At 71.0% G+C, this 26,987-nt stretch carries 21 protein-coding genes; 7 read left to right on the top strand and 14 right to left on the bottom strand.

Going from position 1 to position 26,987, the window contains the following annotated elements:
• Positions 1 to 161: 161 nt before the first annotated feature.
• From murA to purD, 3 genes are all read right to left on the bottom strand, one after another.
• Complete coding sequence (murA, locus tag AB0C33_RS21610) at positions 162 to 1,427, bottom strand: UDP-N-acetylglucosamine 1-carboxyvinyltransferase (RefSeq protein WP_358290635.1); 1,266 nt, start codon at positions 1,425 to 1,427, stop codon at positions 162 to 164.
• 78 nt (positions 1,428 to 1,505) lie between these two features.
• Positions 1,506 to 2,342, bottom strand: coding sequence for a phosphoribosylaminoimidazolesuccinocarboxamide synthase (locus AB0C33_RS21605; RefSeq protein ID WP_358290632.1), 837 nt, complete (start codon positions 2,340 to 2,342; stop codon positions 1,506 to 1,508).
• Positions 2,339 to 3,556: a phosphoribosylamine--glycine ligase gene (purD, locus tag AB0C33_RS21600; protein ID WP_358290629.1), complete on the bottom strand. Its 1,218-nt coding sequence runs from the start codon at positions 3,554 to 3,556 to the stop codon at positions 2,339 to 2,341. Before purD ends, AB0C33_RS21605 begins: the two co-directional genes overlap by 4 nt.
• Positions 3,557 to 4,018: 462 nt before the next feature.
• On the opposite strand from purD, the gene corA reads away from it, so the two are divergent.
• Positions 4,019 to 5,035: a magnesium/cobalt transporter CorA gene (gene corA / locus AB0C33_RS21595; protein ID WP_352357551.1), complete on the top strand. Its 1,017-nt coding sequence runs from the start codon at positions 4,019 to 4,021 to the stop codon at positions 5,033 to 5,035.
• A gap of 63 nt (positions 5,036 to 5,098) precedes the next feature.
• Here the strand turns inward: corA and AB0C33_RS21590 are convergent, their stop codons facing one another.
• Entirely contained in the window at positions 5,099 to 6,007 is a 909-nt protein-coding gene (locus AB0C33_RS21590; RefSeq protein WP_358290626.1) for a glycerophosphodiester phosphodiesterase family protein, read from the bottom strand.
• 266 nt (positions 6,008 to 6,273) lie between these two features.
• Here AB0C33_RS21590 and AB0C33_RS21585 point away from each other — a divergent pair, with 266 nt between their 5' ends.
• Positions 6,274 to 6,849 (top strand): GNAT family N-acetyltransferase, encoded by a 576-nt coding sequence (locus AB0C33_RS21585; protein WP_358290622.1) that lies wholly within the window; start codon positions 6,274 to 6,276, stop codon positions 6,847 to 6,849.
• A gap of 60 nt (positions 6,850 to 6,909) precedes the next feature.
• Here AB0C33_RS21585 and AB0C33_RS21580 read toward each other — a convergent pair whose 3' ends face one another.
• The 3 genes from AB0C33_RS21580 to fbaA all read right to left on the bottom strand — a co-directional run bounded on the left by AB0C33_RS21580 (position 6,910) and on the right by fbaA (position 9,790).
• Positions 6,910 to 8,193 (bottom strand): adenylosuccinate synthase, encoded by a 1,284-nt coding sequence (locus AB0C33_RS21580; RefSeq protein WP_358290619.1) that lies wholly within the window; start codon positions 8,191 to 8,193, stop codon positions 6,910 to 6,912.
• A gap of 129 nt (positions 8,194 to 8,322) precedes the next feature.
• Entirely contained in the window at positions 8,323 to 8,733 is a 411-nt protein-coding gene (locus AB0C33_RS21575; protein ID WP_352318011.1) for a DUF3151 domain-containing protein, read from the bottom strand.
• A 34-nt stretch (positions 8,734 to 8,767) separates the two neighbouring features.
• Entirely contained in the window at positions 8,768 to 9,790 is a 1,023-nt protein-coding gene (gene fbaA / locus AB0C33_RS21570; protein WP_352318009.1) for a class II fructose-bisphosphate aldolase, read from the bottom strand.
• 126 nt (positions 9,791 to 9,916) lie between these two features.
• Between fbaA and AB0C33_RS21565 the strand changes: the two genes are divergently transcribed.
• Both AB0C33_RS21565 and AB0C33_RS21560 read left to right on the top strand, forming a co-directional pair.
• Positions 9,917 to 10,627, top strand: coding sequence for a DedA family protein (locus tag AB0C33_RS21565; protein ID WP_358290615.1), 711 nt, complete (start codon positions 9,917 to 9,919; stop codon positions 10,625 to 10,627).
• A gap of 89 nt (positions 10,628 to 10,716) precedes the next feature.
• Entirely contained in the window at positions 10,717 to 11,121 is a 405-nt protein-coding gene (locus tag AB0C33_RS21560) for a hypothetical protein (protein WP_358290612.1), read from the top strand.
• Here the strand turns inward: AB0C33_RS21560 and pyrE are convergent.
• Together pyrE and AB0C33_RS21550 are read right to left on the bottom strand one after the other, a co-directional pair.
• The gene (gene pyrE, locus AB0C33_RS21555) at positions 11,096 to 11,629 is read right to left on the bottom strand and encodes an orotate phosphoribosyltransferase (protein WP_352357535.1); all 534 of its coding nucleotides are present in this window, start codon (positions 11,627 to 11,629) and stop codon (positions 11,096 to 11,098) included. The two genes, AB0C33_RS21560 and pyrE, sit on opposite strands and share 26 nt — an antisense overlap.
• A 10-nt stretch (positions 11,630 to 11,639) precedes the next feature.
• Entirely contained in the window at positions 11,640 to 12,338 is a 699-nt protein-coding gene (locus AB0C33_RS21550) for a hypothetical protein (protein WP_358290609.1), read from the bottom strand.
• A 111-nt stretch (positions 12,339 to 12,449) separates the two neighbouring features.
• Between AB0C33_RS21550 and AB0C33_RS21545 the strand changes: the two genes are divergently transcribed.
• Together AB0C33_RS21545 and AB0C33_RS21540 are read left to right on the top strand one after the other, a co-directional pair.
• A complete protein-coding gene (locus AB0C33_RS21545) occupies positions 12,450 to 14,786 on the top strand; it encodes a sigma-70 family RNA polymerase sigma factor (protein WP_358290606.1) in 2,337 nt (778 codons plus the stop codon).
• Positions 14,787 to 14,972: 186 nt separating this feature from the next.
• Positions 14,973 to 16,235, top strand: a complete 1,263-nt coding sequence (locus tag AB0C33_RS21540) for an NYN domain-containing protein (protein ID WP_358290603.1) — start codon at positions 14,973 to 14,975, stop codon at positions 16,233 to 16,235.
• 63 nt (positions 16,236 to 16,298) lie between these two features.
• Here the strand turns inward: AB0C33_RS21540 and AB0C33_RS21535 are convergent, their stop codons facing one another.
• Together AB0C33_RS21535 and AB0C33_RS21530 are read right to left on the bottom strand one after the other, a co-directional pair.
• A complete protein-coding gene (locus AB0C33_RS21535; protein WP_358006940.1) occupies positions 16,299 to 16,928 on the bottom strand; it encodes a response regulator in 630 nt (209 codons plus the stop codon).
• A gap of 3 nt (positions 16,929 to 16,931) precedes the next feature.
• Positions 16,932 to 21,122 (bottom strand): HAMP domain-containing protein, encoded by a 4,191-nt coding sequence (locus tag AB0C33_RS21530; RefSeq protein WP_358290600.1) that lies wholly within the window; start codon positions 21,120 to 21,122, stop codon positions 16,932 to 16,934.
• 462 nt (positions 21,123 to 21,584) lie between these two features.
• Here AB0C33_RS21530 and AB0C33_RS21525 point away from each other — a divergent pair, with 462 nt between their 5' ends.
• Entirely contained in the window at positions 21,585 to 22,787 is a 1,203-nt protein-coding gene (locus AB0C33_RS21525; protein ID WP_358290597.1) for a GAF domain-containing SpoIIE family protein phosphatase, read from the top strand.
• 50 nt (positions 22,788 to 22,837) lie between these two features.
• Here AB0C33_RS21525 and AB0C33_RS21520 read toward each other — a convergent pair whose 3' ends face one another.
• The 3 genes from AB0C33_RS21520 to rho form a co-directional block, all read right to left on the bottom strand.
• Positions 22,838 to 24,604 carry a prolyl oligopeptidase family serine peptidase gene (locus AB0C33_RS21520; RefSeq protein WP_358290594.1) on the bottom strand — a complete coding sequence of 589 codons (1,767 nt, stop codon included), beginning with the start codon at positions 24,602 to 24,604 and terminating at the stop codon, positions 22,838 to 22,840.
• 145 nt (positions 24,605 to 24,749) lie between these two features.
• Positions 24,750 to 25,760 carry a putative RNA methyltransferase gene (locus tag AB0C33_RS21515; protein WP_358290591.1) on the bottom strand — a complete coding sequence of 337 codons (1,011 nt, stop codon included), beginning with the start codon at positions 25,758 to 25,760 and terminating at the stop codon, positions 24,750 to 24,752.
• A gap of 20 nt (positions 25,761 to 25,780) precedes the next feature.
• Positions 25,781 to 26,893, bottom strand: coding sequence for a transcription termination factor Rho (gene rho / locus AB0C33_RS21510; protein WP_358290588.1), 1,113 nt, complete (start codon positions 26,891 to 26,893; stop codon positions 25,781 to 25,783).
• Positions 26,894 to 26,987 lie beyond the last annotated feature (94 nt).

Here is a 26,987-nt window from a genome sequence, read left to right as displayed (position 1 = left end):
TCGACCAATGTTCGTCCCATCCTGCCGTCCGTTGCAGTGCTCTCTTTTGGAACGATCGCTCGCGGGGGCCGTAATGTCACGCCCGACTTTTCCGGAAAGTCGTTCTGGTTGACCGCCCGACAAGATGTCTCAGCAGCTCAACGCGGTTTTTCTCATGTTTTTTAGCGCTCAGAAATCTCTCGTGTAATGTCCGCGCCGAGCGCGCGCATTCGTGCCGCGAGATGTGCGTGGCCGCGATCGATGAGGTATCCGGACTCGATGACGGTCTCTCCTTCGGCCGCCAGACCGGCGAGTACGAGCGCGATACCGGAGCGCAGATCGTGCGCCGTGACTTGTGCGCCCTTGAGCGGCGTGCGCCCGCGCACGACGGCCCTGCTGTCGTCGACCTCGACGTCGGCGCCCATCTTGTTGAGCTCGCCGGCCAGGGCGAAACGGCCGTCGAAGATGCGCTCGTGGATGTAGCTCGTGCCGTCGGCCAGGGCGGCCACCGTCATCATCGGCGACTGCAGGTCGGTCGCGAAGCCGGGATAGGTGTCGGTGATGATGTTGATGGGCCGCAGCGGGCGGTCGCACCGCACGTGCAGCACCGCGCCCTGACGGGCGAAGTCGACGCCCATCTGCTCCAGCTTGTAGCGGACGACGCCCAGGTCGAGGCCGGTGCCCACGAGGCTGAGCTCGCCACCGGTGATCGCCGCGGCCATCGCGAACACGCCCGCGTCGAGCCGGTCGGGCATCACGGTGTGCTCGACGGCGTGCAGCTCCTCCACGCCCTCGACGGTGATGAACCCGGTGCCGCCGCCGCTGATGCGCGCGCCCATCTTGGTGAGCATGTCGATGACGTCGAGCACTTCCGGCTCAAGAGCCGCGTTCTCGATCACCGTCGTGCCCTTGGCCAGGGCGGCGGCCATGATCAGGTTCTCGGTGCCGGTGTGGGAGGGCGTGTCCAGGTAGAGCGTCGCGCCGGTCAGGCCGCTGGCCTTGACGTGGATGACGGTCTCGCCCTCGTCGACGACCGCGCCCAGCCGCTTGTAGCCCAGGTAGTGGAAGTCGAGGTTGCGGCTGCCGAGGTTGCAGCCGCCCACGCCCTCCACGATCGCCTCGCCCAGCCGGTGGAGCAGCGCGGGGGTGAACAGCACCGAGCCGCGGAACCGGCGCGCGATCTCGGCCGGCAGCACCGGGCTGCTCAGCCGGGAGGCGTCGATGACCAGCGTGCGCTCGGACTCGTGCAGCTCCACGTACGCGCCGATCGCCTCGGCCAGCTCGACCGCGCGCCGGACGTCTTCGATGATCGGCACGTTCCGCAGCACGGTACGGCCCTTGGCGGCCAGCAGAGCCGCACCGATCATGGGAAGCACGGCGTTCTTCGCGCCCTGGATGAACGCGGTTCCACGCAGTGCGTTGCCACCGCGCACGCGGTAACGGACCATTTCGTGCGGCTCCTTGAAATCAACGGTGAGGCTCGATCGGGCCAACAGTAGTGGCTGACACCAGGTGACCCAGCCGAATCATCCGCTAAAGGGAGCCCCCGTGACGCGCTCATACGCTTCTAGGTATCGCTGCCTTGTGCGCTCGACAACATGCTCGGGAAGCCGAGGTGGGGGGTTTCCGGAGGATTTGTCCCATCCGGATTCGGGCGAGAGCAGCCAATCACGTACATATTGCTTATCGAAAGAAGGTTGCGCCCTGCCCGGCTGCCATTCGTCGGCCGGCCAGAACCGCGACGAGTCGGGCGTCAGCACCTCGTCGCCCAGGGTCAGCACGCCGTCGGCGTCGAAGCCCAGCTCGATCTTGGTGTCGGCCAGGATGATGCCGCGCTCGCGGGCGATCTCCGAGCCGCGCGTGTAGACGTCGAGCGTGATGCGCCGCAGCTCGTCGGCCGTCTCCGCGCCGACCTCGGCGACCACCTGCTCAAAGGAGATCGGCTCGTCGTGCTCTCCCTGGGGGGCCTTCGTGGAGGGGGTGAAGATCGGCTCCGGCAGCCGGGAGCCGTCCTCCAGCCCGGGGGGCAGCGGCACCCCGGAGACCGTGCCGGTCGCGCGGTACTCCGACAGGCCGCCGCCGGTCAGGTAGCCGCGGGCCACGCACTCCACCTGGACCATGCGCAGCGGCTTGCACAGCACGCTGCGCGCGTCGTCGCCCCTGGCCAGGATGTGGTTGGGCACGACGTCCTTGAGCTGGTCGAACCACCACAGCGACATCTGCGTGAGGATCGCGCCCTTGTCGGGGATGCCGGGCTCCAGCACGTAGTCGAAGGCCGAGATGCGGTCGGAGGCGACCATCAGCAGCAGGCCCTCGTCGGTCTCGTAGAGGTCGCGTACCTTGCCGGAGTGCAGATGCTTCATCGGGCGATGTCCGTCCTGTGGTGCGAGCCGCGCAGCTCGACGCGGTCGACGAGGTCGTAGGCGTTGCGGCGGGCGCTCGCCTGGTCGGGGCCGTGGCCGACGACGGTCAGCACCCGGCCGCCGTTGGAGACGACCTCGCCGCCGGGGCCGCGCGCGGTGCCGGCGTGGATCACGTACGCGTTCTCGGTCTCGGTCAGGCCGGTGATCACGTCGCCCTTGACCGGGGAGTCGGGGTAGTTCTCCGCCGCGATCACCACGGTCACCGCCGAGCCGTCCTTGAACACCGGGTCGAGGCCGAGTTCGCCGGTGGCGCAGGCCATCAGCAGCCCGCCGAGCGGCGTCTCCAGCCGGTCGAGCAGCACCTGCGTCTCGGGGTCGCCGAACCGGGCGTTGAACTCGACCACCTTCGGCCCCTTCTGGGTCAGGGCCAGCCCCACGTAGAGCACCCCCTGGTACGGCAGCCCGCGCCGCCCCAGCTCGGCGATCGTCGGGTGCACGACCTCGCGCATGACCTGCTCAGTCAGCCCTTCCGGCGCCCAGGGGAGCGGCGTGTACGCGCCCATGCCGCCGGTGTTGGGCCCCTCGTCGCCGTCGTAGGCGCGCTTGAAGTCCTGGGCGAGCTGGAGCGGCACCGCCGTGCTGCCGTCGCAGAGCGCGAACAGCGACACCTCGGGCCCGTCGAGGAACTCCTCGATGACCACCCGCTCGCAGGCCCGCGCGTGCTCCAGCGCCTGGTCACGGTCGCGCGTGACGACCACGCCCTTGCCCGCGGCGAGGCCGTCGTCCTTGACGACGTAGGGGGCGCCGAACTCGTCGAGCGCGGCGGCGGCCTCCTCCTCGGTCTCGCAGGTGCGGGCCCGGGCGGTGGGCACGTCGGCGGCATTCATGATCTCCTTGGCGAACGCCTTGGAGCCTTCGAGCATGGCCGCCTCACGGGTCGGCCCGAAGCAGGCGATGCCGGCCTCGCGCACGGCGTCGGCCACGCCCGCGACGAGCGGCGCCTCCGGCCCGATGACGACGAGGTCCGCCCCCAGCCGCCCGGCCAGCTCGGCCACCTGCGCGGGATCGACGGGATCGACGGGATGAACGGTCGCGACGCCCTCGATGCCCGCGTTACCGGGAGCACAGTGGAGCTCGCTGACCTGGGGATCGAGTTTGAGCGAACGGCACAGGGCGTGCTCACGCCCTCCGGAACCAATGACTAGAACGCGCACGTGCCCCATTGTCGCAGGCCCGGCCCCCTCGCCCGGCGCGGGTCCCGGGCGGGTTGCAGGCACGTCGAATGCCGGAACAAGCCCGCATCTTTGTGCGGTTCTACCTGAACCGAGCACCCTCCGGCGAGTATCGTCGTTTGGGTTCACCCGCCTGTGGTAGGTTAAGGCGGCTTTGCGGCGTCTCTTGTGATTGGAGGTGGTCCGGGATGAAACCTGGTGATCCCAGCAGTACGTGCTCTCCCACGTACGCCCCAGTTACCCCCGACCACTCCAATCCGGCAGCCTGATCGTGCCTCCACGCATTTGTGTCGATTGAGGTGACTTTTCATCGCGCGTGGAGCGTGCCAGGTCGGGCGGAAAGGGACTGCCATGCGCTCGTCCACGCTTTTCCGTCGCATCAACCGTCACCCTGTTCAGCCGCATGCCGCACGCCCGCTCACCAAGCCGGTGCGTGAGGTCTGCGTGCCCCCTGTCGACTCCATCGTCGAATTCGGCGCCTACATCCAGGGCAAGAAGGTCTGCGCCCCGGGCATCGTCGAGTCCCTCGACCTCGTCCGCGAGCACAACAAGAACTCCGACGGCGCGAACGCGTTCGTCTGGGTCGGGCTGCACGAGCCCGAGGCCCCCGAGGTGGAGTGGTTGTCCGAGGTCTTCGGGCTGCACCCGCTGGCCGTCGAGGACGCGGTCAAGGCCCACCAGCGTCCCAAGGTCGAGCGCTACGGCGAGTCGCTGTTCATGGTGCTGAAGACGGTCGCCTACCTCGACCACGACGAGCTGACGGCCAACAGCGAGATCATCGCCACCGGCGAGATCATGGTGTTCCTCGGGGTCGACTTCGTGGTCACCGTGCGCCACGGCGAGCACTGCCCGCTGACCCTGGTCCGCGAGCGTCTTGAGGACAAGCCCAAGTTGATGAACCGCGGCCCGGCCGGCGTGCTGCACGCCATCGCCGACCACGTCGTCGACCAGTACCTCCAGGTGGCCGACCTGATGCAGCTGGAGCTCGAAGAGGTCGAGGCGACCGTCTTCGCCGACGTCAGCTCCCGCGACATCAACCGGATCTACCAGCTCAAGCGGGAGATGCTGGAGATGAAGCGGGCCGTGACCCCGCTGCAGTCGCCGCTTTCGGCGCTGCCGCAGCGCCGCGTCATCCCCTCAGAGATGCGCGAGTATTTCCGCGACGTCGGCGACCACCTGTCCCGCGTGTGCGAGCAGGTCGAGTCCTCCAACGAACTGTGCAGCTCGATCCTGCAGGCCGCCCTGGCCCGCTCGAACGCCCTGGCCAACGAGGACATGCGCAAGATCTCGTCGTGGGTCGCCATCCTGGCCGTGCCGACGATGATCGCCGGCATCTACGGCATGAACTTCGACTTCATGCCCGAGACCAAGCAGGTCTGGGGCTATCCGGCGGTGCTGGCCGTGATGATCACCGCCTGCGTGCTGCTGCACCGCGGCTTCCGCCGCAACGGCTGGCTCTGAGCGGCGCGTCCGGACGCTCGGGGGCTCGCGCGGCGCTCAGACGCTCACGGGCTTGAGCGGCGGTCAGACGCTCACGGGCTTGAGCGGCCGGACGCCCTCCGGCAGTTCGAGGCCGCGCTCGCGCCACAGCTCCCGCATGCGGTCGGGGTAGTCGGTCACGATCCCGGCCACGCCGAGGTCGATCAGGCGGCTCGCCAGGGCCTGGTCGTTGACCGTCCAGACCGCCACGTCGAGGCCCGCCGCGGCCGCCTGGGCCATCAGCTTCTCGTCGACCATCACGTGCTCGGGCGAGAGCGTGGTGGCCCCGGCCTCGCGGGCGGCGGCCGGGATGTCGTCGCCCAGCCCGCCCTCGTGCCAGTGGAGCGTGTCGAGCTCGATCAGCGCGAACCGCCTGGCCGCCGGCGCCAGCCGCGCCGCGTGCCTGATGACGCGCCAGTCGAAGCTGAGGACGGCGGCGTTGCCCAGCCGGCCGTGCCGGTCGAGCTCCTCGACCACCAGCTCGGTGAACATCTCGGGGTCGGCCGTCAGCTCCGGCCTGGTCGGGTCGGACTTCAGCTCGACGTGCAGCCGCACGTGCTCGGCCTCGTAGGCGTTGACCAGCCCGAGCACCGCGCCGAGCGTCGGCATCCTGGTCTCCGGCATGGCGACCTGGGTGAGCGCGAACGGGTCGTCGAGGTGACGCGGCAGGCGTACGCCCACGTCGAGCGTGCGCAGCTGGGCGAGGCTGAGCGCGTTGATCGGCTTGCCCACGTACGGGAAGAGCGGATCGCCCTGCCGCAGCGGACGGCGGTCGGCACTGGTGACGGCCGAGACCGTGAGGTCGTGCGTGAGCACGAGGCGGCGATCGGCGGTGAGGGCGACGTCGAGCTCAAGCGCGTGAACGCCCAGCTCCATCGTGCGGCTCAGCCCTGGCAGGGTGTTCTCCGGCCACAGGCCCCGCGCTCCCCGGTGACCATGAATCTCAACGCGCACACCGGGGACACTACCCGGCGCGAGGCCCGCTGAGGCAGTGCCACGCCGTGTCCTTTTTATCCTGCTACGCCCCGGTCGGAAGGGAAGGCGCCAAGAGGACTCTCCGCCCGCTTATTGCACGATAAATGCAACTACCTTGCAATAAGCTGGAGCTCATGACGGAGGTTCTCAAACATGCCCATTCAGCAACAGTCCGGGCATGGGTGGACGGCTGGGTGATCTCCCGCAACGCCCCTCGGCCCGTACCCGAACCGTGGGGCCTCAGAGTGGACGTCGGCCTTCCCGGCCACGTGGCGCGGCACGTCGTCCCCACCCCTACCGCGGAGATCCTGGACCACCTGACCGGCGCCCTCACCGTCCCCGGCACCTGGCTCAAGCTCTGCGCCCCCGCCGAGGCGGTCGCCCCCTCCCTGCCCCCGCGGTGGTCCGTGCAGGAGCAGGAGTACATGATGACCACCGCGTCCCTGGCCCGCACCACCCCGAAGGCCCCCGCGGGCTACACCCTGGCGATCACCACCAGGGCGGGGGTGACCGTGGCCCGGCTGCTCACGGCCGCGGGCGAGGTCGCGGCGCGCGGCCAGTTCGCCGTCGCGGACCGGGCCGCCGTGATCGACCAGGTGGAGACGGCCGCCGAACACCGCCGGCGCGGCCTCGGCACGGTCGTCATGGCCGCGCTCGCCGCCGCCGCCGTCTCCCGGGGCGCCCGCACGGGCATCCTGGTCGCCACCGAGGCGGGCCAGGCCCTGTACGAGACCCTGGGCTGGACCCTGCACACCCCGATGACCGCCGCCGTCCTCACCGCCGGAGGCCCGGCGGAGGAGGAGCCCGCCGTCCGGCCGTAGTCCCTTTTACACGCGAGGGGCCCGGCGCGTTGTCGCGCCGGGCCCCTCGTCACGTGCCGGTCAGACCAGCGACCGCACCACGACGGTCTGGTCGCGGCCGGGGCCGACGCCGATCGCCGAGATCGGCGCCCCGCTCATCTCCTCCAGCGCCCGCACGTACGACTGCGCGTTCGGCGGCAGGTCGTCGAACGACTTCGCGTTGGAGATGTCCTCCTTCCAGCCCGGCAGTTCCTCGTAGACCGGGACCGCGTGGTGGAAGTCGGTCTGGGTCATCGGGATCTCGTCGAACCGCTCGCCGTCGACCTCGTAGGCCACGCACACCGGGATGCGCTCCAGCCCCGACAGGATGTCGAGCTTGGTGAGGAAGTAGTCGGTGACCCCGTTGATCCGGGTCGCGTAGCGGGCGATCACCGCGTCGAACCAGCCGCAGCGACGGTCGCGGCCGGTGGTGACGCCGTACTCGCCGCCGGTCCTGCGCAGCCACTCGCCCGTCTCGTCGGTCAGCTCGGTCGGGAACGGCCCCGAGCCCACGCGGGTCGTGTACGCCTTCAGAATCCCGATGATCTTCGTGAGCCGGTTCGGCGGGATGCCCGCCCCGGCGCACGCGCCCCCGGACGTCGGCGAGGAGGAGGTGACGAACGGGTACGTGCCGTGGTCGATGTCCAGCAGCGTGCCCTGACCGCCCTCCAGCAGCACGAACTTGCCCTCGTCCAGCGCCTTGGAGAGCACCAGCGAGGTGTCGGCGATGTGCGGCTTGAGCCGTTCGGCGTAGGCCAGGTACTCCTCCAGCACGGCGGCCGGGTCGATGCCGCGCCGGTTGTAGACCTTGGTCAGCACCTGGTTCTTCTCGGTCAGCGCGACCTCGATCTTCTTGGCCAGGATGCCCGGGTCGAGCAGGTCCTGGACCCGCACGCCCATCCGGGCGATCTTGTCGCCGTACGCGGGGCCGATGCCGCGTCCGGTGGTGCCGATCTTGGCCTTGCCCAGATAGCGCTCGGTGACCTTGTCCAGCGCCTTGTGGTGCGGCATGATCAGGTGCGCGTTGGAGGAGATCAGCAGGCGTTCGGCGGAGATTCCCCGCGCGGCCAGCCCGTCGATCTCGCTCAGCAGCACCCCCGGGTCGATCACCACACCGTTGCCGATCACCGGTACGACGTCCGGCGACAGGATCCCCGTCGGCAGAAGATGCAGAGCGTATTTCTGGTCACCGATGACGACGGTGTGTCCCGCGTTGTTGCCACCCTGATAACGGACGACGTAGTCGACGTCGCCACCGAGCAGGTCGGTGGCCTTGCCCTTGCCCTCATCGCCCCACTGGGCCCCAACGAGAACGGCAGCCGGCATTGTTCAGTCTCCCGAGCACAAAACGAAAACCCCTGGCGCAAGTGCGACAGGGGCTCTTGCGTAGAGAGACTACCCGAGTCTGCCCATTCGTCCCAAGGCGCGTGGGCCCAATGCGGGCCCAATGCGCTGCTAACCCTTGGTCAGCGCCTCATATCCGGTCTCGCTGCTGTCCTTGAGGAACTGCAGGCAGCGCTCGGCCTCGTCCTTCTCGCCGATGGACTGCGCCGCCCTGGACAGGGCGTGCAGGCAGCGCAGGAAGCCGCGGTTGGGCTCGTGCTCCCAAGGGATGGGACCGTGGCCCTTCCAGCCGTTCCTGCGCAGCTGGTCGAGGCCGCGATGGTAGCCCGTGCGGGCGAAGGCGTAGGAGGTGACGGCATGGCCCTGCGCGAAGTACTCCTCCGCGAGCGCGGCCCAGGCCGCCGGGTGGGCGGGGAAGCGGGCGGCCACGTCGGCGGCCTTGGCCCCGGATTCCAGCGCCTCCCTGGCCTCGGGCAGGTCCGGCAGGTGAGTCGGGGGCGGCCCGGCGAGAAGGTTATCCATAGGACAAGTCATACCCGCCGTGCCGCCCAAGTGGCTAGGAGATCTTCGTCCCACTGCTCTTGAGGTTGTGGCAGGCCTCCGCCACGCGGGCCGCCATGCCGGTCTCGGCGCTCTTGCCGTAGGCGCGCGGGTCGTAGGCCTTCTTGTTGCCGACCTCGCCGTCGACCTTCAGCACGCCGTCGTAGTTGCGGAACATGTGGTCGGCGATCGGCCTGGTGAAGGCGTACTGGGTGTCGGTGTCGACGTTCATCTTCACCACGCCGTAGGAGATGGCCTCGTGGATCTCCTCCAGCAGCGAGCCGGAGCCGCCGTGGAAGACCAGGTCGAACGGCTTGTCCTTGCCGTACTTGGCGCCGACCGCCTCCTGGATCTCCTTCAGCACGCTCGGCCGCAGCTTCACGTGGCCCGGCTTGTAGACGCCGTGCACGTTGCCGAACGTGGCGGCCAGCATGTAGCGGCCCCGGTCGCCGACGCCGACGGCCTCGGCCGTGGCCAGCGCGTCTTCGGCGGTGGTGTAGAGCTTCTCGTTGATCTCGCCGACGACGCCGTCCTCCTCGCCGCCGACGACGCCGATCTCCATCTCCATGATGATCCGGGCGCGGGCGCACTTGTCCAGGAGCTCCTTGGCGATCTCCAGGTTCTCCTCCAGCGGCACGGCCGAGCCGTCCCACATGTGCGACTGGAAGAGCGGGTCGAGGCCCTTGGACACCCGCTCCAGCGAGATGTCGATCAGCGGTCGCATGTAGCCGTCGAGCTTGTCCTTCGGACAGTGGTCGGTGTGCAGCGCCACCGTGACCGGGTACTTGGCGGCCACCACCCGCGCGTACTCGGCCAGCGCGGTCGCGCCCGTCACCATGTCCTTGACCGTCGTGCCGGAGAGGAACTCGGCGCCGCCGGTGGACACCTGCACGATGCCGTCGCTCTCGGCCTCGGCGAACCCGCGCAGCGCGGCGTTCAAGGTCTGAGAAGAGGTCACGTTGATCGCCGGATAGGCGAACCCGCCCGCCTTGGCACGGTCGAGCATCTCGGCGTAGACCTCTGGAGTCGCGATGGGCATGAGTCATCTCCCTGAGAAGTACGGCTTCGCGCCTGCCCAGTATCCCGGCTCCCAACCACAACTGGTAGTGACAACGCGTGCCGGATGGCCACATCCGATTCGCTCGGCTCCAGGTAGGCTCACGGGGTGGACTGGCTCTGGAATCTCCTCGACCCGACGTGGTGGCTCACCATCCTCGGCGCCTTCGCCACCATCGGCGTCCTGGCGATCATCTTCGCCGAGACGGGTCTGCTGCTCGGCTTCTTCCTGCCGGGCGACTCGCTGCTGGTGGCGGCGGGGATCTTCAGTTCCGCGTCGCTGGTCGTGGGCGAGGCGCCGCCGATCTCCTTCCCCGTCCTGGTGATCGGCACACCGTTGTGTGCCATCGCGGGCGCCCAGCTCGGCCACTTCCTGGGGGCCAGGTTCGGCAGGAAGATGTTCGACCGGCCCGACTCGCGGCTGTTCAAGCGCGAACACGTGGTGCGCGCCGAGGAGTTCTTCCAGAAGTTCGGCCCGGCGCGGGCGGTCGTGCTGGCGCGGTTCGTGCCGATCGTCCGCACGTTCATGAACCCGGTGGCCGGCGTCCTGGAGATGCCCGCCAGGCGCTTCTTCCTGTGGAACGTCATCGGCGGCGTGGTCTGGGTCGAGGGCCTGGTGCTGCTCGGCTACTTCCTCGGCAGCAAGGTCGATCCCAAGCAGATCGACAAGTACATCCTGCCGGGCGTGTTCATCATCGTCTTCATCTCGCTGATCCCGATCATCGTCGAGGTCGTCAAGAAGCGCCGCGAGCGCAAGCGGCTGCCGCTGCCCAACGGCAAGCACCACCGCGTGCCCTCCAGCACCGACCCCCAGCACTGACACCAGGCCCCGGCCCCCGGCGCTGACCGGGGGCCCTTGAGTTACCACCGGGTACAGTGCCCCCTGTGGGACGCCACAGGTCAGATCCGATGGGAATCGCCCGATCAGCCCTCGTCGTCCTCGCGGTGGGGGCCGTGGTGACGCTGGTGGTCGTCGGCGTGCGCGCCCTGATCGGCTCGTCCGGCTCGCAGCCGGAGCGGCCGCCCGCCGCGGCAGGGTCCACGGTCGTGCGGGCGAGCGAGGGCAGGGCGCCGACCGTGCGCATCGAGTGCGTGGCCGAGGTCTGCCCCACCGTGACCGTCCGCGTCCCCGGCGGGGACGTGCTGCACCATCGCGAGATGAGCAGGGGCGAAGAGGTCAGCTACTTCGAGCCCGAGCTCGACGTCGTGCTCGGCGACGCGGGCACCGTCCGCGTCACCGAGAACGGCAGCCCCCGCGCCCCCGGCGAGCAGGGCGCGAGGGAGGCCTTCACAGCCCGAGGTCCTGGAGGGTGAAGGCGGTGCGGTAGTCGAGCCCCTCCTCCGCCATCCGCGCGCCCGCGCCCCGGTCGACGATCGTGGCCACGGCCACCACCTCGGCGCCCGCCTCCCGCAGCGCCTCCACGGCGGTCAGCGGCGAGCCGCCGGTCGTCGAGGTGTCCTCCACGGCCAGCACCCGGCGGCCCTTCACCTCGGGCCCCTCGATCCGGCGCTGCATGCCGTGCGACTTCTGCGCCTTGCGCACCACGAACGCGTCGAGCGTGCGCCCGCGCGCCGCCGCCGCGTGCAGCATCGCGCAGGCCACCGGGTCGGCCCCCATCGTGAGCCCGCCGACGGCGTCGAAGTCGAGATCGTCGGTCAGGTCGAGCATCACCTTGCCGACGAGCGGCGCGGCCACCCCGTCGAGCGTGATCCGCCGCAGGTCGAGGTAGAAGTCGGCCTCCTTGCCCGAGGAGAGCGTGACCTTGCCGTGGACGACGGCCTTGCGCTTGATCTCGGCCAGCAGGTTGTCGCGGTCTGTCATGCGCCCAAGCTTAGGGTCCCAGGCTCAGCGTCCTGATGAGAGCCAGGGCCTGCGCGTGCGCGCGAGGAAGCCGGCGCACCCGGACGCGGGGGTGGCGGCCGTACAGGATCTCCGTGGCGCGCAGGTCGGCGACCTTGCCGGCCAGCCGGTCGTCCTCCCTGGTCACCGCGCCGACGCGGGTGGGCGCGAGCAGTGCCAGCGTCTCGTCGCCGGTGAACGCCCTGCGCAGCGCCGTGGCCAGGTTGAGCGCCGCCGCCAGCCGCTCGGCCAGTTCGGTGATCTGCCCGTACGGCTCGGCCACCACCAGCAGATGCCCGCCCGCGACCGCCCCCCGGTAGAGCTCGCCCAGCCTGGTACGCAGGTAGGCCACCGTGGCCAGGCCGGTCAGCGGGTCCTCGCACTGCAGGTCGTTCATGGGCGCGAAGCTCTGCTCGGCCCACCCGGCCGCGTACGCCCGTACCAGCGGGAACGTCGGCTCTCCTCGATCGGTGACGGCGAACAGCGCCGCCAGGTCGCCCAGTCCCTCGCTGATCCCGACTCCCGCCCCGGCGCGCGCCGCGCCCAGCTCCTCGCAGGCGCGCGGCAGGTCGCCGCCGTCCGTCACGGCCTTGATCGCGTACGCCGCCGCCGGGGTCCACCAGTCGTCGGCCAGCGACCAGCCCTCCGCCATGCTCCGGCCGCGCCAGCGCGACAGCACGTCCTCGTCCATGCATCCTCCCGTGGTCCTCAGAGGTAAAGACGGCGCTGCGGTTTAGTCATGACGGAGAATGCGGAATGATTGCGCGGGGCAACCCACCGTAATCGTGAGGTCACAATGAGTGTGGAATCGCCGCGAAGCGATGCGGACCTGCTGAAGGAGGTCCGCGCCGGCGACGCGACCGCGTACGGACGGCTCTACGAGCGTCACGTGGCCGCGGCCCGCGCGCTGGCCAGGCAGCTCGTCAGGGGCGAGTCCGAGGTCGAGGACGTCGTGGCCGAGTCGTTCACGAAGATCCTCGACCTGGTGGGCAGGGGAGGCGGCCCCGAGTCGGGGTTCCGCACGTACCTGCTGACCGTCGTGCGCCGTACCGTCTACGACCGCGGCCGGGTCGAGAGCCGCCAGGTGACCACCGGCGAGATCGAGCGCTACGACGCGGGCGTGCCCTTCGTCGATCCCGCGCTCGTCGGCCTGGAGCGGTCGATGATCTCGCGCGCGTTCCTGTCGCTGCCCGAGCGGTGGCGGGCGGTGCTCTGGCACACCGAGGTGGAGAAGTGCAAGCCCGCGGAGGTCGCGCCGCTGCTCGGCCTGTCGGCCAACGGGGTGGCGGCGCTGGCCTACCGGGCGCGCGAGGGGCTGCGGCAGGCGTACCTGCAGATGCACCTGCGCGCGGCGCCGCAGCACGAGTGCCGTCCGGTGCTCGGCAAGATGGGCGCCTACGTCAGGGGCGGCCTGGCCAGGCGCGACTCGCGCGCGGTCGACGACCACGTCAACGACTGCGAGGAGTGCCACGGCGTCCTGCTCGAACTGACCGACGTCAACCGCGGCCTGCGGGTCATCGTCGGCCCGCTGATCGCCGGCCCGGTGTTCAGCGGCTACGCCGCGGCGCTGGCCAAGGCGGGCGCGGCCGGTGGCGGAGCGGGCTGGCTGCTGCGGCTGTTCGGCTGGCTGCGGCGGGCGCCCTCCCGGCAGCAGGTCGTGGCGGCGGGCAGTGTCGCGGTCGCGTCCGCGGCGGTGGCGGCGTTCGTGCTGGTGTCCGGGGAGTCGCCGGTGGCCGAGCGGCCGGTGGCCACGCCCACACTGGTGGCCCAGCCCCCGGTGTCGGTGCGGCCGGTGCCGCTGCCCGTGGCGAGCGAGCCGCCGGCGCGCGTCCCACCGCCGCGGAGGGAGCCGCGGGGCAGGGCGCGGCTGCGGGCCACGATCGGCGCGCTCGGCGCCCTCGTACGCGCCCAGCCCGGCATCGTCGGCATGCGCCTGCGCAACGACGGCGACGGCCCGAGCGGCGAGCTGGCCGCGACCGTCGAGCTGCCGCCCGGCGTGACCCTCCTGCCGCCGGCCAGGCGCGGGCACGGCGTGGCGCTGCTCGAACCCGTGGGCACGGTCGACGGCTGGGCCTGCCGGCAGGCCGGGCAGGGCGCGCGGTGCGCCAGGCAGCCGCTGGCCGCCGGGCAGGGCACGGCGGTGTTCCTGCGCGTGCTGGTGTCGGAGCTGGCTCCGGAGGGCGCCGGGCCCGCCGTGCGCGTCGACGCCGACGACCTCCACGTCAACGCGCGGGCCGCGCAGGGCGTGCGCACGGTGGGGGCGTCGGCCAGGTTCGCCACCGAGGGCAGGGTGGCCGTCCGGGCGATCGGCAACACGCTGCTGAGCTGTCCCGAGGAGCACGACGGCTGTCCCGAGGCCAGGCGCCGCCAGGGCGACCAGCGCGACAACGACCTGTGGCCGATGACCCCCCTCGACCAGGATGCCAGCCCGGCCACCAGCGCCTCCAGCGCGGCCCGGCTCACCCTGCCCAAGGACAGCCGGGTCGTGTGGGCCGGCCTCTACTGGTCGGCGAGCGGCGCGGCGGCGGGGCCCGTCAAGGTCAGGGCGCCGGGCCGGCGCACGTACGTGTCGGTCCGTCCCGACCACGTCACGGCCCTCGACATGCCGCTCGGCCCGGCCTACCAGGCGTTCGCCGACGTCACCGCGCTGGCCGGGCAGGCGCGGCCGGGCGGCCTGTGGTGGGCGGCCGACGCGCCGATGGCGGAGGGGGCCTCCAGCCACGCCGGGTGGAGCCTGGTGGTGGTCGTGACCGGGCCGCGGCAGCCGTACAGCCAGGCCGTGGTGCTCGACACGGCGACCGTGATCGGCGGCGCGGACAGGAAGGCGCGCATGCCGCTCGGCGGCCTGAGCCCGGCCGCCGCGCCGGCCAGGGCCGAGCTGGTGACCTGGGAGGGCGACGCCGATCTCCAGGGCGACAAGGTCTCGCTCGGCACCGGCGCGATCGTCCCGGAGGGCGGCGACCGCGAGCGCGCCAACGTCTTCGACGGCTCCGCCAACGGCGCCGGCGGCATGACCTTCGGCGTCGACGTCGACACGGTCGACGCCGAGCTGGGCCGCGATCCGGCGCTGACGATCGTGACCGACAAGGACGTCGTGCTCTTCGGAGCGGCCGCGCTGACCGTCAGGGCACGCTCATGACCGCAAACAGGACGAACTGGTACGGTCTGCCTAAATGGTCCGGCTGCACGGCGGCCCGCGGTCGAATCGTCGGGATTCACCCTCGCGCGATCACCTGCTTTCATTACCCTGAAAGAGGGCCGCCGAGTCCGGTCTCTGACGGTGCAGAGCCAGCAAGGTCGGACCACCAGGAAAGGGGCGGTGTCAGTGGATCGCTGTGCGCTGTTCGTGGACGCCGGCTATCTGCTGGCGGACGGAGCGATGGCCGTGCACGGCACTCGCCATCGAGAGGCCGTCGCCTGGGACTATCCCGGGCTCCTCCAGCTGATGACCAACCTGTCGCGCGAACGCACGGGCCTGCCGCTGCTGCGGTGCTACTGGTACGAGGCGACCGTCGAGGGCCGCCGCACCCCGGAGCACGACGCGCTGGCCGACATCCCGGGCCTCAAGCTCAGGCTCTCGCGCATCCGGCCGGGCCGCCGCGAAGGCGTCGACGCCCAGGTCCATCGCGACCTCATGACCCTCGCCCGCAACAACGCCATCTGCGACGCCGTCGTCGTCAGCGGCGACGAAGACCTCGCCCAGGTGGTGTGCGACGCCCAGGACCTCGGCATCAGGGTCACCGTCATCCACATCGCCGCCGACGGCGGGTGGGCCGTGTCCCGGTCGCTGCGGCAGGAGTGCGACGACCTGGTCGAGCTGGGCAACGCCCACCTGCGGCCCTACGTCACGATGGTGAGCGGTGTCACCGAGTCCTCCAACGGCCACCACCAGCCGCTCAGCAACGGGCACGCCGCCCCCTCGCTGCCGCCCGCGCCGCCGGCCGCGCCCCCGGCGACCCCGACGGCCTCGCTGCCGCCGGCGCCGTCCGCGGGCAGCCACGCGGCCGGGCAGCACTCCGGGAGCCACGCGGCCCCCTCCTCCGGCCAGTCGTCCGCCAACGGGCAGGCGTCCTCGGGCGGGCGGTCGGCCACGCCGCCGGTGCTGCCGTCGTACTCGGGGTACCAGGAGCAGCCGCCGTCGATCCCGCCGTCCGTGCCGCCGTCCGTGCCGCCGTCCGCGCCGGCGACCGGGCCGCTGCAGCAGCCGCAGTCCGCCTCGCCCAGCACCGGGCAGTTCGCCACGCCGTCCTCGGGGGGCGCCTACCAGCCGGCGCAGCTCGGGCCGTACACCGGGCCGCAGGCCGCGCCCGTCTCCCCGCCGCCCGCCGCCACCGCCGGGGCCACCACGCTGGCCGACGCCGTGAAGGCCGCCCATCGCGAAGGGCACGACTTCGGCGAGTCCGTCGCCCGCGACGCGCCCGCGCTGTGGCTGGAGGCGGTGCTGGCCCGCAAGCCGCGCATGCCCTCCGACCTGGAGGCCCGCCTGCTGCAGGGCTCCTCGCTGCCGATCGACTTCCTGCTGCACGACGAGGTCCGCCACGCCCTGCGCCGCGGCTTCTGGGACGCCCTCGAACGCGCCCGCCACTGACCCGCTCCCGCACGGCAAGCCGGACGCCCGGGCCATGAGCGGCGGCCCGGGCGTCGGACGAGATCAGGAGAGCGCGTCGAACCCGGCGCGCAGGTGGGCGACCCGATCGCCCAGGTCGGCCAGCGGCACGGCGAGCGCCGGATCCTGCGACTTGCGGGCCAGCTCCCGCGCCCGGGCCAGCTCGTCCTCCACCGCCGTCAGCCGCCGGGACAACTCCGGCAGGACCGAGGCGTGGTCACCCGCTCCGGGCGGCAGCTCACCGGTCAGCCGCTCGCGGAGCAACGACGCCTGCTCGGCCAGGCGCTTGTTCATGTTGTAGAGCTCGGTGAACACCGACACCTTCGCCCGCAGCACCCAGGGGTCGAACGGCTTGGTGAGATAGTCGACCGCCCCCGCCGCGTATCCGCGGAAGGCGTAGTCGGGGGCGCTGTCGACCACGGTCAGGAAGATGATCGGGATGTTCCTGGTCCGCTCCCGCCGCTTGATGTGGGCGGCCGTCTCGAAGCCGTCCATGCCCGGCATCCGGACATCGAGCAGGATCAGCGCGAACTCGGTGTTGAGCAGCGCCTTGAGCGCCTCCTCGCCGGACCTGGCGCGTACGGGCACCAGGTCGAGCGAACTGAGGATCGCCTCCAGGGCGATCAGGTTCTCCTCGCGGTCGTCGACCAGGAGGATCTTTGCACGGTCCGGCATCGATCACGACCCTTCAGCGGTTGAGGGCGACGAGTCGGTCGTGGCTCCCCGCCCACGGCTGAGCCAGCCGCGCAGCCGTTCGAGCAGGCGATCGACGTCGACCGGCTTGGGCACGTAGTCGGACGCGCCCGAGGCGATGCTCTTCTCGCGATCACCACGCATGACCTTAGCGGTCAGCGCGATGATCGGCAGGTCGGCGAACTGCGGCATGCGCCGGATGGCCGAGGTCGTGGCCCAGCCGTCCATCTCCGGCATCATGATGTCCATCAGCACGAGCGCGACGTCCTCGTTCCGTTCCAGCTGCTCGATCCCCTCGCGGCCGTTCTCGGCGTAGACGACCGTCGATCCGTGTCGTTCCAGCACGCTGGTGAGGGCGAACACGTTGCGGATGTCGTCGTCGACGATGAGGATCTTGGCGCCGTTGAGCGGGTCGTCGCCCTGCCATTGGGCGGGCGTCTCCACCGGCGGCTCGACCAGCTCGGGCATCGGCATGTCCAGCGGCGGCGGCTCGGGCAGGGTCGCGGCGGCGGCCTGCTCCTCGGCGGGCGAGGTCATGAGCTGGCGGCGCGGGGCCGTGCTGCCGTCGGTGGCGGCCAGCGGGCCGGTGTAGGAGGCCGGCAGGTAGAGGGTGAACGTGCTGCCCCTGCCCAGCTCGCTCTCGACGTGGATCTCGCCGCCGAGCAGCCGGGCGATGTCGCGGCAGATGGCCAGGCCGAGGCCGGTGCCGCCGTACTTGCGGCTGGTGGTGCCGTCGGCCTGCCGGAACGCCTCGAAGATGACCTCGCGCTTGTCGGGCGCGATGCCGATGCCGGTGTCGATCACCTGGAAGGCCAGCAGGTCGGTGGCGTCGTGGAGGGTGTCGTCGTCGAAGTCGACCCCTCGGGGGGCCGCCGCGACCCGCAACTTGACCTCGCCCTTCGGGGTGAACTTCACCGCGTTGGACAGCAGGTTGCGCAGCACCTGCTGCAGGCGCTGCTCGTCGGCCCGCAGCTCGCTCGGCACGTCGGAGGCCACCTCGACGCCGAAGGACAACCCCTTGTCCTGGGCCAGCGGCGCGAAGGCCGCCTCCAGCAGGTCGACCATCTTGGGCAGCGACACCTGGATCGGATGGATGTCCATCCGGCCCGCCTCGACCTTCGACAGGTCGAGCATGTCGTTGATGAGCTGCAGCAGCGCCGAGCCCGCGCTGTGGATCGTGCGGGCGAACTCGACCTGCTGGGACGTCAGGTTGCCCTCGGCGTTCTCGGTCAGCAGCTTGGCCAGCACCAGCAGGCTGTTGAGCGGCGTGCGCAGCTCGTGGGACATGTTCGCGAGGAACTCGGACTTGTACCGCGAGGAGACCGCGAGCTGCTCGGCGCGCTCCTCCAGGGTGCGGCGGGCCTGCTCGATCTGGAAGTTCTGGATCTCGATCGCGCGGTTCTGCTTGGCCAGCAGCGCCGCCTTGTCCTCCAGCTCGGCGTTGGACCTGCGCAGCTCCTCCTGCTGCCGCTGGAGCTCGTCGGAGCGCTCCTGCAGCTCGCGGGTGAGCCGCTGGGACTCGGTCAGCAGGTCTTCGGTGCGGGAGTTGGCGATGATCGTGTTCATCGTGACGCCGATGGTCTCGACGAGCTGCGTCAGGAAGTCGAGGTGCACCTCGCCGAACGGGGTGAAGGAGGCCAGCTCCAGCACGCCGAGCACGCGGTTCTCGAACAGGATCGGCAGCACGACGATCTGCGCGGGCGTGGACTGGCTGAGCCCGCTGTCGATGGTGATGAACTGCGGCGGCACGTCGTCGAGGATGATGTGCCTGCCCTCGGCCGCCGCCTGGCCGACGATGCCCTCGCCGATCGCGAAGCGCCGGCGCGGCCCCCGGTCGGGACGCACGCCGTAGCCGCCGATCAGCGTCAGCTCGTGGTCGCCCTCGGGGTCGATGCCGTAGAAGGCGCCGTAGCGGGCCGAGACCAGCGGAGTGAGCTCGCTCATCGTCAGCTTGGCCACCTCGAACAGGTCGCGATGGCCCTGCATGAGCCGCGAGATGCGGGCCAGGTTCGACTTGAGCCAGTCCTGCTCCTGGTTGGCCTGGGTCGTCTCGCGGAGGTTGGCCACCATCGAGTTGATGTTGTCCTTCAGCTCCGCCAGCTCGCCCTGCGCCTCGACGGCGATCGACCGGGTCAGGTCGCCCCGGGCCACGGCGCTGGTGACGGTCGCGATGGCGCGCACCTGCGTGGTCAGGTTGCCGGCCAGCTCGTTGACGCTCTCGGTGAGCCGCTTCCAGGTGCCCTCGACGCCCTCGACCCGGGCCTGGCCGCCGAGCTGGCCCTCCGAGCCCACCTCGCGGGCCACGCGGGTGACCTCGGAGGCGAAGGAGGACAGCTGGTCGACCATCCGGTTGATGGTGGTCTTCAGCGCCAGGATCTCGCCCTGGGCGTCGACGTCGATCTTGCGGGTCAGGTCGCCGTTGGCCACGGCCGTGGTGACCTCGGCGATGTTGCGCACCTGATAGGTCAGGTTGTTCGCCATGAAGTTGACGTTGTCGGTGAGGTCCTTCCACACGCCCGACACGCCCTGCACCCGCGCCTGGCCGCCGAGCTGCCCCTGCGTGCCCACCTCGCGGGCCACGCGGGTGACCTCGTCGGCGAAGGACGACAGCTGGTCGACCATGGTGTTGAGGGTGTCCTTGAGCTGGAGGATCTCGCCCTGCGCGTCAACGGTGATCTTCTTCGACAGGTTGCCCTGCGCCACCGCGGACGAGACGGCCGCGATCTGGCGCACCTGCGAGGTGAGGTTGTTGGCCATCGAGTTGACGTTGTCGGTGAGGTCCTTCCAGACCCCGGACACGCCGCGCACCTGCGCCTGGCCGCCCAGCTGGCCCTCGGTGCCCACCTCGCGGGCCACGCGGGTGACCTCGGAGGCGAACGAGGACAGCTGCTCGACCATCGTGTTCATGGTCGACTTGAGTTCGAGGATCTCGCCCTGGGCGTCGACGTCGATCTTGCGGGTCAGGTCGCCGTTGGCCACGGCCGTCGTCACCTGGGCGATGTTGCGCACCTGGTAGGTCAGGTTGTTGGCCATCGAGTTGACGTTGTCGGTGAGGTCCTTCCAGACGCCCGACACGCCCTTCACCTCGGCGCGCCCGCCGAGCTTGCCCTCGGTGCCGACCTCGCGGGCGACTCGGGTGACCTCGTCGGCGAAGGACGACAGCTGGTCGACCATGGTGTTGAGGGTGTCCTTGAGCTGCAGGATCTCGCCCTCGGCGTCAACGGTGATCTTCTTCGACAGATTGCCCTGGGCGACCGCCGTCGCGACGGTGGCGATCGAGCGCACCTGCGAGGTCAGGTTGTTCGCCATGAAGTTGACGTTGTCGGTGAGGTCCTTCCAGACGCCCGACACGCCGGTGACCTGCGCCTGGCCGCCCAGCTGGCCTTCCGTGCCCACCTCGCGGGCCACGCGGGTGACCTCCTCGGCGAAGCCCGAGAGCTGGTCGACCATCGTGTTGACGGTGTTCTTCAGCTCGAACATCTCGCCCACGGCGTCGACCGTGACCTTGCGGCTCAGGTCGCCCTTGGCGACCGCCGTGGTGACCACGGCGATGTCGCGGACCTGCGCGGCCACGCGCGAGGACATCGTGTTGACGGCCTCGGTGAGGTCGCGCCAGCTTCCCGACATGCCCCGCAGGTTGGCGCTGCCGCCCAGCCGGCCCTCGGTGCCCGCCTCGCGGGCGACCCTGGTGACCTCGGAGTTGAACAGGGCGAGCTGGTCGACCATGCCGTTGATGGCCTTGCCCAGGCGGCGCACCTCGCCGCGGGCCGACCGGTCGAGGTCGATGCGCCGCGACAGGTCGCCCTTGGCCACCGCGTCGATCACGTCGGCCGCGCCGCTGACCGGGCTGACCAGGGCGTCGATCAGCATGTTGACCGACTCGACGCTCTCGGACCACGCTCCGACGCCCGGGCCGGGCGTCAGCCGCTCGCCGAAGCGCCCTTCCTTGACGACTTCTTTGCGAACCCTTGCCAGCTCGTTGGCGAGATGTTCGCGGCGGTCGGCCACTTCGTTCAGCAGCAGGCGCACTTCGCTGAGGATGCCGGGAGGAGCGTGCGGGACCCGACGCCGGAAATCGCCGTCACGCCAGGAGAAGAGAGTCTCCAGCACGGGAACGAGATCCGATTCTGTATAGGTCCGCTCCTCCGGGCTTGATGCGGCCTTGGCCGTGGTCATGGGGCCTCCTTCACTCGCGACGGGTCCCGGCGAGTGATTCAAGTCTGTCACGATGAGTAGCTCGTAGTCCTGCCCTTGGATTTACCCCAAGTCAGTGAGAAGTGTGGTAGGCACGATGGGATGACTGGTTCTCCCCACGCGGTCCTGGCCGCGACCTTCGCGCCTGGCGACACCGCTGTGACGGCTGCGATGAGGTTCACGCGCGAGGTGATGACCGCGTGGGCCACCGTCAGCGTGCTCCATACCGCCGAGCAGGTGGCCGGCGATCTGGCGGAGCAGGTCTCTGACGAGCCGTTTGAGGTGATTTGGAAGCATTACGGGGACTCAGTCCAGGTCGAACTGCGGCAGCGGATCACCGCGCACGGTGACCCGAAGGCTCCTTCCGTGAACGTGGAGGAGTGGGGAGTCACCTTCGCGGGCGATTCCCGTGTCCATTGGGCAAGGCTCACGCTACCCGGCTCCGTGGACCAGGTGGCCGCGGAATGGGCGGAGGAGAGCGCTCGGGGCCCCCACTGGCTCGGCTTCCTGGCCGACGCCAGCGACCTGCTGGCCGGCACCCTCGACCCCGACATGGTCCCGGCGATCATCGCCCAGATCGTCGTGCCCCGCCTGTCGAGCTGGTGCGCGGTCTACACCGCCGGCAACTCGGGCGGCCCGCTGCGGCTGGTCTACCTCTGGCACGCCGACGAGGCCCGTATCGACGGCCTGCGCGAGCAGCTCACGGACATGGACGTCGGCGCGGCCGACACCAGGGCCACGTCCGTCATCCACCTGAACGACTCCCAGGTGCTGGCCGTGCCGCTCACCGCGCGCGGCCGCGGGCTCGGGATGATGTGCCTGGGCCGGTCCGACCGTTTCCCCGACGAGGTCATCCAGTTCGCCGACGACATCGGCAGGCGCGCCGCGCTGGCCATGGACAACGCCCGGCTCTACGCCCAGCAGGCCGCGGCCAACCGGGCGCTGCAGCGCAGCCTCCTGCCGCCCAACGAGCCCGAGGTGCCCGGTCTCGACTACGGCGTCATCTACGAGCCCGCCGGCGAGGCCAACGAGGTCGGCGGCGACTTCTACGACCTGTTCAAGGCGGGCGACGACTCCTGGCGCTTCGCGATCGGCGACGTCTGCGGCACCGGCCCCGAGGCCGCCGCGGTGACCGGCCTGGCCCGCCACACGCTGCGCCTGCTGGCCCGCGAGGGCTACGGCGTCGCCGCGGTGCTCGGCCGGCTCAACCAGGCGATCCTGGAGGAGGGCGAGCGGGCCAGGTTCCTCACGCTGCTCCACGGCGACATCACGCCCGTGGCGTCCGGCCTGGAGGTGCGGCTGGTGTCCGCCGGCCATCCCGAGGCGCTGCGGCTCAGGCCGAGCGGCAAGGTGGAGGCGGTGACCACGCCGCAGTCGCTGCTCGGCGTCTTCCACGAGGTCGTGTTCGAGGCCGACACCATCCATCTCGACCACGGCGACGTGCTGCTGGCGGTGACCGACGGCGTGACCGAGCGGCGCTCGGGCGGGCGGCTGCTCGACGACGACGGCGGCCTGGCCAAGCTGCTGGCCGAGTGCGCCGGGCTGTCGGCCAGGGCGGTGGCCGAGCGCATCCGCAGGGGCGCGGCGGAGTTCGCCGCCGAGCCGAGCGCCGACGACCTCGCCATCGTGGTCCTGCGCGCGCGCTGACCGGCGCGGGAGCGCCCCCGCAGGAGCGCTCCCACGACGTGCGCGCGAGGTCAGCCGACGTGCACGTGCTTGCGGGCGAACTCCAGTTGCAGGGCCGTCTGGGCGATGCGTTCGGCGACCACGAGCGAGCCGCGGATGGCGCCGTAGGTGTAGAGCTCGTGCTCGCGGCCGTGCTCGGCGAGCTTGGCCACGTACTTCTCGATCTGGCGCAGCGGGCAGCGGGTGTCGTTCTCACCGGCGAGGATCAGCAGCGGGCTCTTGATCTGGTCCACGTACGTGATCGGCGAGCAGAACGCGTACCGCTCGGGCTGCTCGTCGGGGGAGCCGCCGAGCAGGGCGCGCTGGTAGGCGCGCAGGCTCTCGGCCTCGTCCTCGTAGCAGGTCTGGTGGCAGGCGATGGGCACCGCGGCGATGCCCGCGGCCCACAGGCCGGGCTGGACGCCCAGGCCGAGCAGCGAGAGGTAACCGCCCCAGGCGGTGCCGGCCAGGATCAGCCGGGCGGGGTCGATCGTGCCCCGGTCCACCAGCGCCTGGCGCACGGCGGCGATGTCGGCCAGCTCGATGTGCCCGACGTCGCCGTGCAGCGCGTCCCGCCAGGCGGAGCCGTAGCCGGTCGAGCCGCGGTAGTTGACGCGGACGACGGCGAAGCCCGCGTCGACCCAGGCCGCGACCTCGGGGGAGAAGGCGTCGCGGTCGTGGTCGGTCGGGCCGCCGTGCATGAGGAAGACCGCCGGGTGGGGCGCCGCGCCGGTCTCGGGCTTGGACACCAGCGCGTGGATGCGCCCGCCGGGCCCTTCGACGTCGAGGTCCTCGACGGGGACGCTCGGCGGCGCCGGCGGGCCGCCCGCGTTGAGCACGACCTGGCCGTTGCTCGACCGGATGACCGGCGGGCGCGAGCCGCTGGACCAGGAGTACTCGATGTGGCCGCCGGGCCGCGGCGCGGCCTCGTCGATCACGCCGTGCGGGGTGTCGATGAGGGTCAGGACGCCGCCCGCCAGGTCGTAGCGGTGCAGGTAGCTGCGGGCGCGGTGGTCGCGCACGATCAGCAGGCCGCGGCCGTCGTCGAACCACTCGGCGGCCAGGTCGCCGGGGTCCTTCAGCCAGATCTCGCGCTGCTCGTCGGTGACCGGGTCCCAGACCAGGGGTTCGTGGCGCTGGCGGCGCTCGTGCAGGGTCAGCAGGCGGCGGTCGCCGAGCACCGGGGCGAAGCGGAGGCCGTGCACGCCCTTGTCGGGGCCGTCGTAGAGCTCGCCGACGGTCTCGCCGTGCTGGTCGACGACGCGCAGCGCCGGACGCCGGAAGTCGCCGTACTCGCCGTGGTTGATGGCGATGAGGGAGCCGTCGAGGGACATGTCGGTCACCCAGGCGGCCTCGGCGTGCTCGTACAGCAGCTCGGCCGGCGCGCCGGGGCGTACCAGGTGGATCCGGAACGTGCCCTCGCTGGCCAGGCTGATGGCGGCCAGGCCGGTGGCCGACAGCGCGATGCCGCCCGGCTGGCCCGGCGGCAGGCCGGGCGCGGCCGGCTCGCTCGGACCGCCCGCGAACGGCTGGCGCCACCAGGTGCCGAACTCGTCGCCGTCGGTGTCGGCGAACCAGTAGATCCACTGTCCCGCCGGGTCGATCGCCGCGTACGCGGTGCCCTTGGGCCGGTCGGTGACCTGGCGCACGGCGCCGGTCGCCCGGTCCCAGGCGTAGACCTCCCACGTCCCGGTGGCGTTGGAGCGGTAGATGGAGCGGTTCGGGGCCTGGCGGGCCCAGGCCGGCAGCGTCATGCGCGACGCGCGGAACCTGGCCTGCCAGCGTTCCTCCGCCTTCATCCGGCGCGCCCCCTCCCATCGATGGCCCACGCCCTCTGGGTGCGGGATGCCGTCCAGTATTGCGCCTGAGTCGGGGAAATACTCGGGGAATGTGGGGGAATTTCGGACTAAATGCCCCATCAGTAACACCAGTCGCAGATGCCCGTCAAGGAACAGGTCTTGAACGGGGCTCAGGCTCGAAGATAGACAGATGAAACGCGGCTCTGACCGTAACTTTCTTCTGGCCATTCTTGGCATGTCGGCTGAAATAACCGGATATGCGGGCGGCCAGCTCGGCGGAATCAGTGTGCCACGCGCTCGGGCCCATTCCCACGACCTGGACCAGCTCGTCCGGTCCGAGCTCCATGTCGAACTCGATCGCGCGCCGCCCGGTCCGGGTGAACCCCTGCATGCTGCGGGCGACCCGGAGATCCTTCTCCTCGTCCACCGAGAGCAGCCCCAGCTCCCCGACCAGCGGGCTCAGGTGCGCCGCCGCGGGGGTCGCGACGACCGCGGCCCCTCCAGGGCGCAGGATCCGCCGGAACTCGGGCCCGTTCCTGGGCGCGAACACATCGATCACCACATCGGCCACCCCATGCCGGATCGGGAGCGGCCGCCACACGTCCGCCACGAACGCCCCCAGCCTCGGATGCGCCCGCGCCGCCCGCCGTACGGCGTGCTTGGAGACGTCGAACGCCATCCCGATGCCATCGTCCACCGCATTGAGCACGGCCGCCAGGTAGTGCCCGGTGCCCGTGCCGGCGTCGACGATCAGCGGTGCGACCCTGCCCGCCGCGCCGAGACCTTCGACGGTCACCGGCCCACCTTGCGGACCGGCCTCCACTCCCGCCCCACCGTACGCTCCCGGCCCGGTTTCGTCATTCGATTCAGTAGAAGATTCACGTTTTTCTCCGGCCGTCACCCGTACGCGTACGGTTTCCGCCAGCGCCTGCGCCAGCGGGGCATAGTGCCCGGCCGCCAGGAACTCGGCCCGCGCGGCCACCATCGCGGCGCTGTCGGCGGTGCCGGGCGGGCGTGACCCGGTGAGCAGGCTCACGTACCCCTGCTTGGCCACGTCGAAGGAGTGCCCGCGCGCGCACCGCAGTGCGCCCTCGGCGAGCTCCACGTCCGCGTGGCAGACGGGGCAGATCAGGTGTTCGACGATGTCGGCCAGCATGCGCCCATTCTCCAGCGGCCTCACGCCGCCGCGCGCAGCGCCTCCAGCAGGAACGCGGCGTTGGACGGCGTCGCGCGCAGCTTGCCGACGAGCGTCTCCAGGGCCTGCTGCCGGTCCAGCCCGGCCAGCGTGCGGCGCAGCCGCCAGATCACCTGCCGCTCCTGCGGGTGCAGCAGCATCTCCTCGCGCCTGGTGCCGGAGGCCTCCAGGTCGACCGCCGGGAACAGGCGTCGCTCGGCCAGGTCGCGGGCGAGGTGGAGCTCCATGTTGCCGGTGCCCTTGAACTCCTCGTACAGGCTGTTGTCCATGCGGGAGCCGGTGTCCACGAGGGCGCTGGCGAGGATGGTCAGCGAGCCGCCGTCCTCGACGTTGCGGGCCGCGCCGAAGAAGCGTTTGGGCGGGTAGAGGGCGCGGGCGTCGATGCCGCCGGTGAGCACCCGGCCGCCGCCGGGCGCGAGGTTGTTGTAGGCCCGGCCGAGCCGGGTCAGCGAGTCGAGCAGCAGCACGACGTCGCGGCCGCCCTCCACCAGGCGCTTGGCGCGTTCGAGGGCCAGCTCCGCGACGGCGGCGTGGTCGCGGTCGGGATGGTCGAAGGTGGAGGCGAAGATCTCCCCCTGGACGGAGGCCCGCATCTCGGTCACCTCCTCGGGCCGCTCGCCCACGAGCACGACCATGAGGTGCACCTCGGGATGGTTGCGGGTGACCGCGGCGGCCAGCGCCTGCAGCACCATCGTCTTGCCGGCCTTGGGCGGCGCCACGATGAGACCGCGCTGTCCCTTGCCGATGGGCGCGACCAGGTCGATGACCCGGGTGCTGAGCGACCCGGTCTCGATGACCAGCCGCTCGTCCGGGTGGACGGGCGTCAGCTCCTCGAAACGCGGCCGGTCCCGCCACTCGGCCAGGCCGTTGACGGACTGGACGCCGGCCAGCTTGTTCCCGGCCACGGTGGCCACGACGCGGTCGCCGCGCCGCAGCCCGAGCTGCCTGACCCGCTCGGGCGGCACGCGTACGTCGCCCGGCCCGGGAAGGTGTTCCGCGCGGATGAAGGCGGACTTCTCCTGTACGTCGAGGAGGCCGCTCACCTGCCCTGCGGGCGTTTCCGCGCGCTGTTGCGGAATGGTGTGAACAGACATGATGAGCCCCTTTGGGGGAGATGCGCCGACCGGAGATCGGCGAGTGCGATGAAGAAGCCGGGCCCGGAGAAACCTGGGCGGGGCTGGAGCAGAA

The sequence above is a fragment of the Nonomuraea sp. NPDC048881 genome (assembly GCF_040649795.1).
Taxonomy (GTDB): domain Bacteria; phylum Actinomycetota; class Actinomycetes; order Streptosporangiales; family Streptosporangiaceae; genus Nonomuraea.
This window is presented reverse-complemented; position numbering and strand designations above follow the sequence as displayed.

Bases quoted from the DNA above. Each gene is read 5' to 3' on its own strand.
- AB0C33_RS21605 (WP_358290632.1), bottom strand. From the start codon at position 2,342: ATGAAGCATCTGCACTCCGGCAAGGTACGCGACCTCTACGAGACCGAC.
- rho (WP_358290588.1), bottom strand. From the start codon at position 26,893: ATGTCTGTTCACACCATTCCGCAACAGCGCGCGGAAACGCCCGCAGGG.
- AB0C33_RS21550 (WP_358290609.1), bottom strand. From the start codon at position 12,338: ATGGACGAGGACGTGCTGTCGCGCTGGCGCGGCCGGAGCATGGCGGAG.
- AB0C33_RS21580 (WP_358290619.1), bottom strand. From the start codon at position 8,193: ATGCCGGCTGCCGTTCTCGTTGGGGCCCAGTGGGGCGATGAGGGCAAG.
- pyrE (WP_352357535.1), bottom strand. From the start codon at position 11,629: ATGACAGACCGCGACAACCTGCTGGCCGAGATCAAGCGCAAGGCCGTC.
- AB0C33_RS21530 (WP_358290600.1), bottom strand. From the start codon at position 21,122: ATGACCACGGCCAAGGCCGCATCAAGCCCGGAGGAGCGGACCTATACA.
- AB0C33_RS21575 (WP_352318011.1), bottom strand. From the start codon at position 8,733: ATGGATAACCTTCTCGCCGGGCCGCCCCCGACTCACCTGCCGGACCTG.
- AB0C33_RS21515 (WP_358290591.1), bottom strand. From the start codon at position 25,760: ATGCTGGCCGACATCGTCGAACACCTGATCTGCCCCGTCTGCCACGCG.
- AB0C33_RS21520 (WP_358290594.1), bottom strand. From the start codon at position 24,604: ATGAAGGCGGAGGAACGCTGGCAGGCCAGGTTCCGCGCGTCGCGCATG.
- AB0C33_RS21560 (WP_358290612.1), top strand. From the start codon at position 10,717: ATGGGAATCGCCCGATCAGCCCTCGTCGTCCTCGCGGTGGGGGCCGTG.
- fbaA (WP_352318009.1), bottom strand. From the start codon at position 9,790: ATGCCCATCGCGACTCCAGAGGTCTACGCCGAGATGCTCGACCGTGCC.
- murA (WP_358290635.1), bottom strand. From the start codon at position 1,427: ATGGTCCGTTACCGCGTGCGCGGTGGCAACGCACTGCGTGGAACCGCG.
- AB0C33_RS21535 (WP_358006940.1), bottom strand. From the start codon at position 16,928: ATGCCGGACCGTGCAAAGATCCTCCTGGTCGACGACCGCGAGGAGAAC.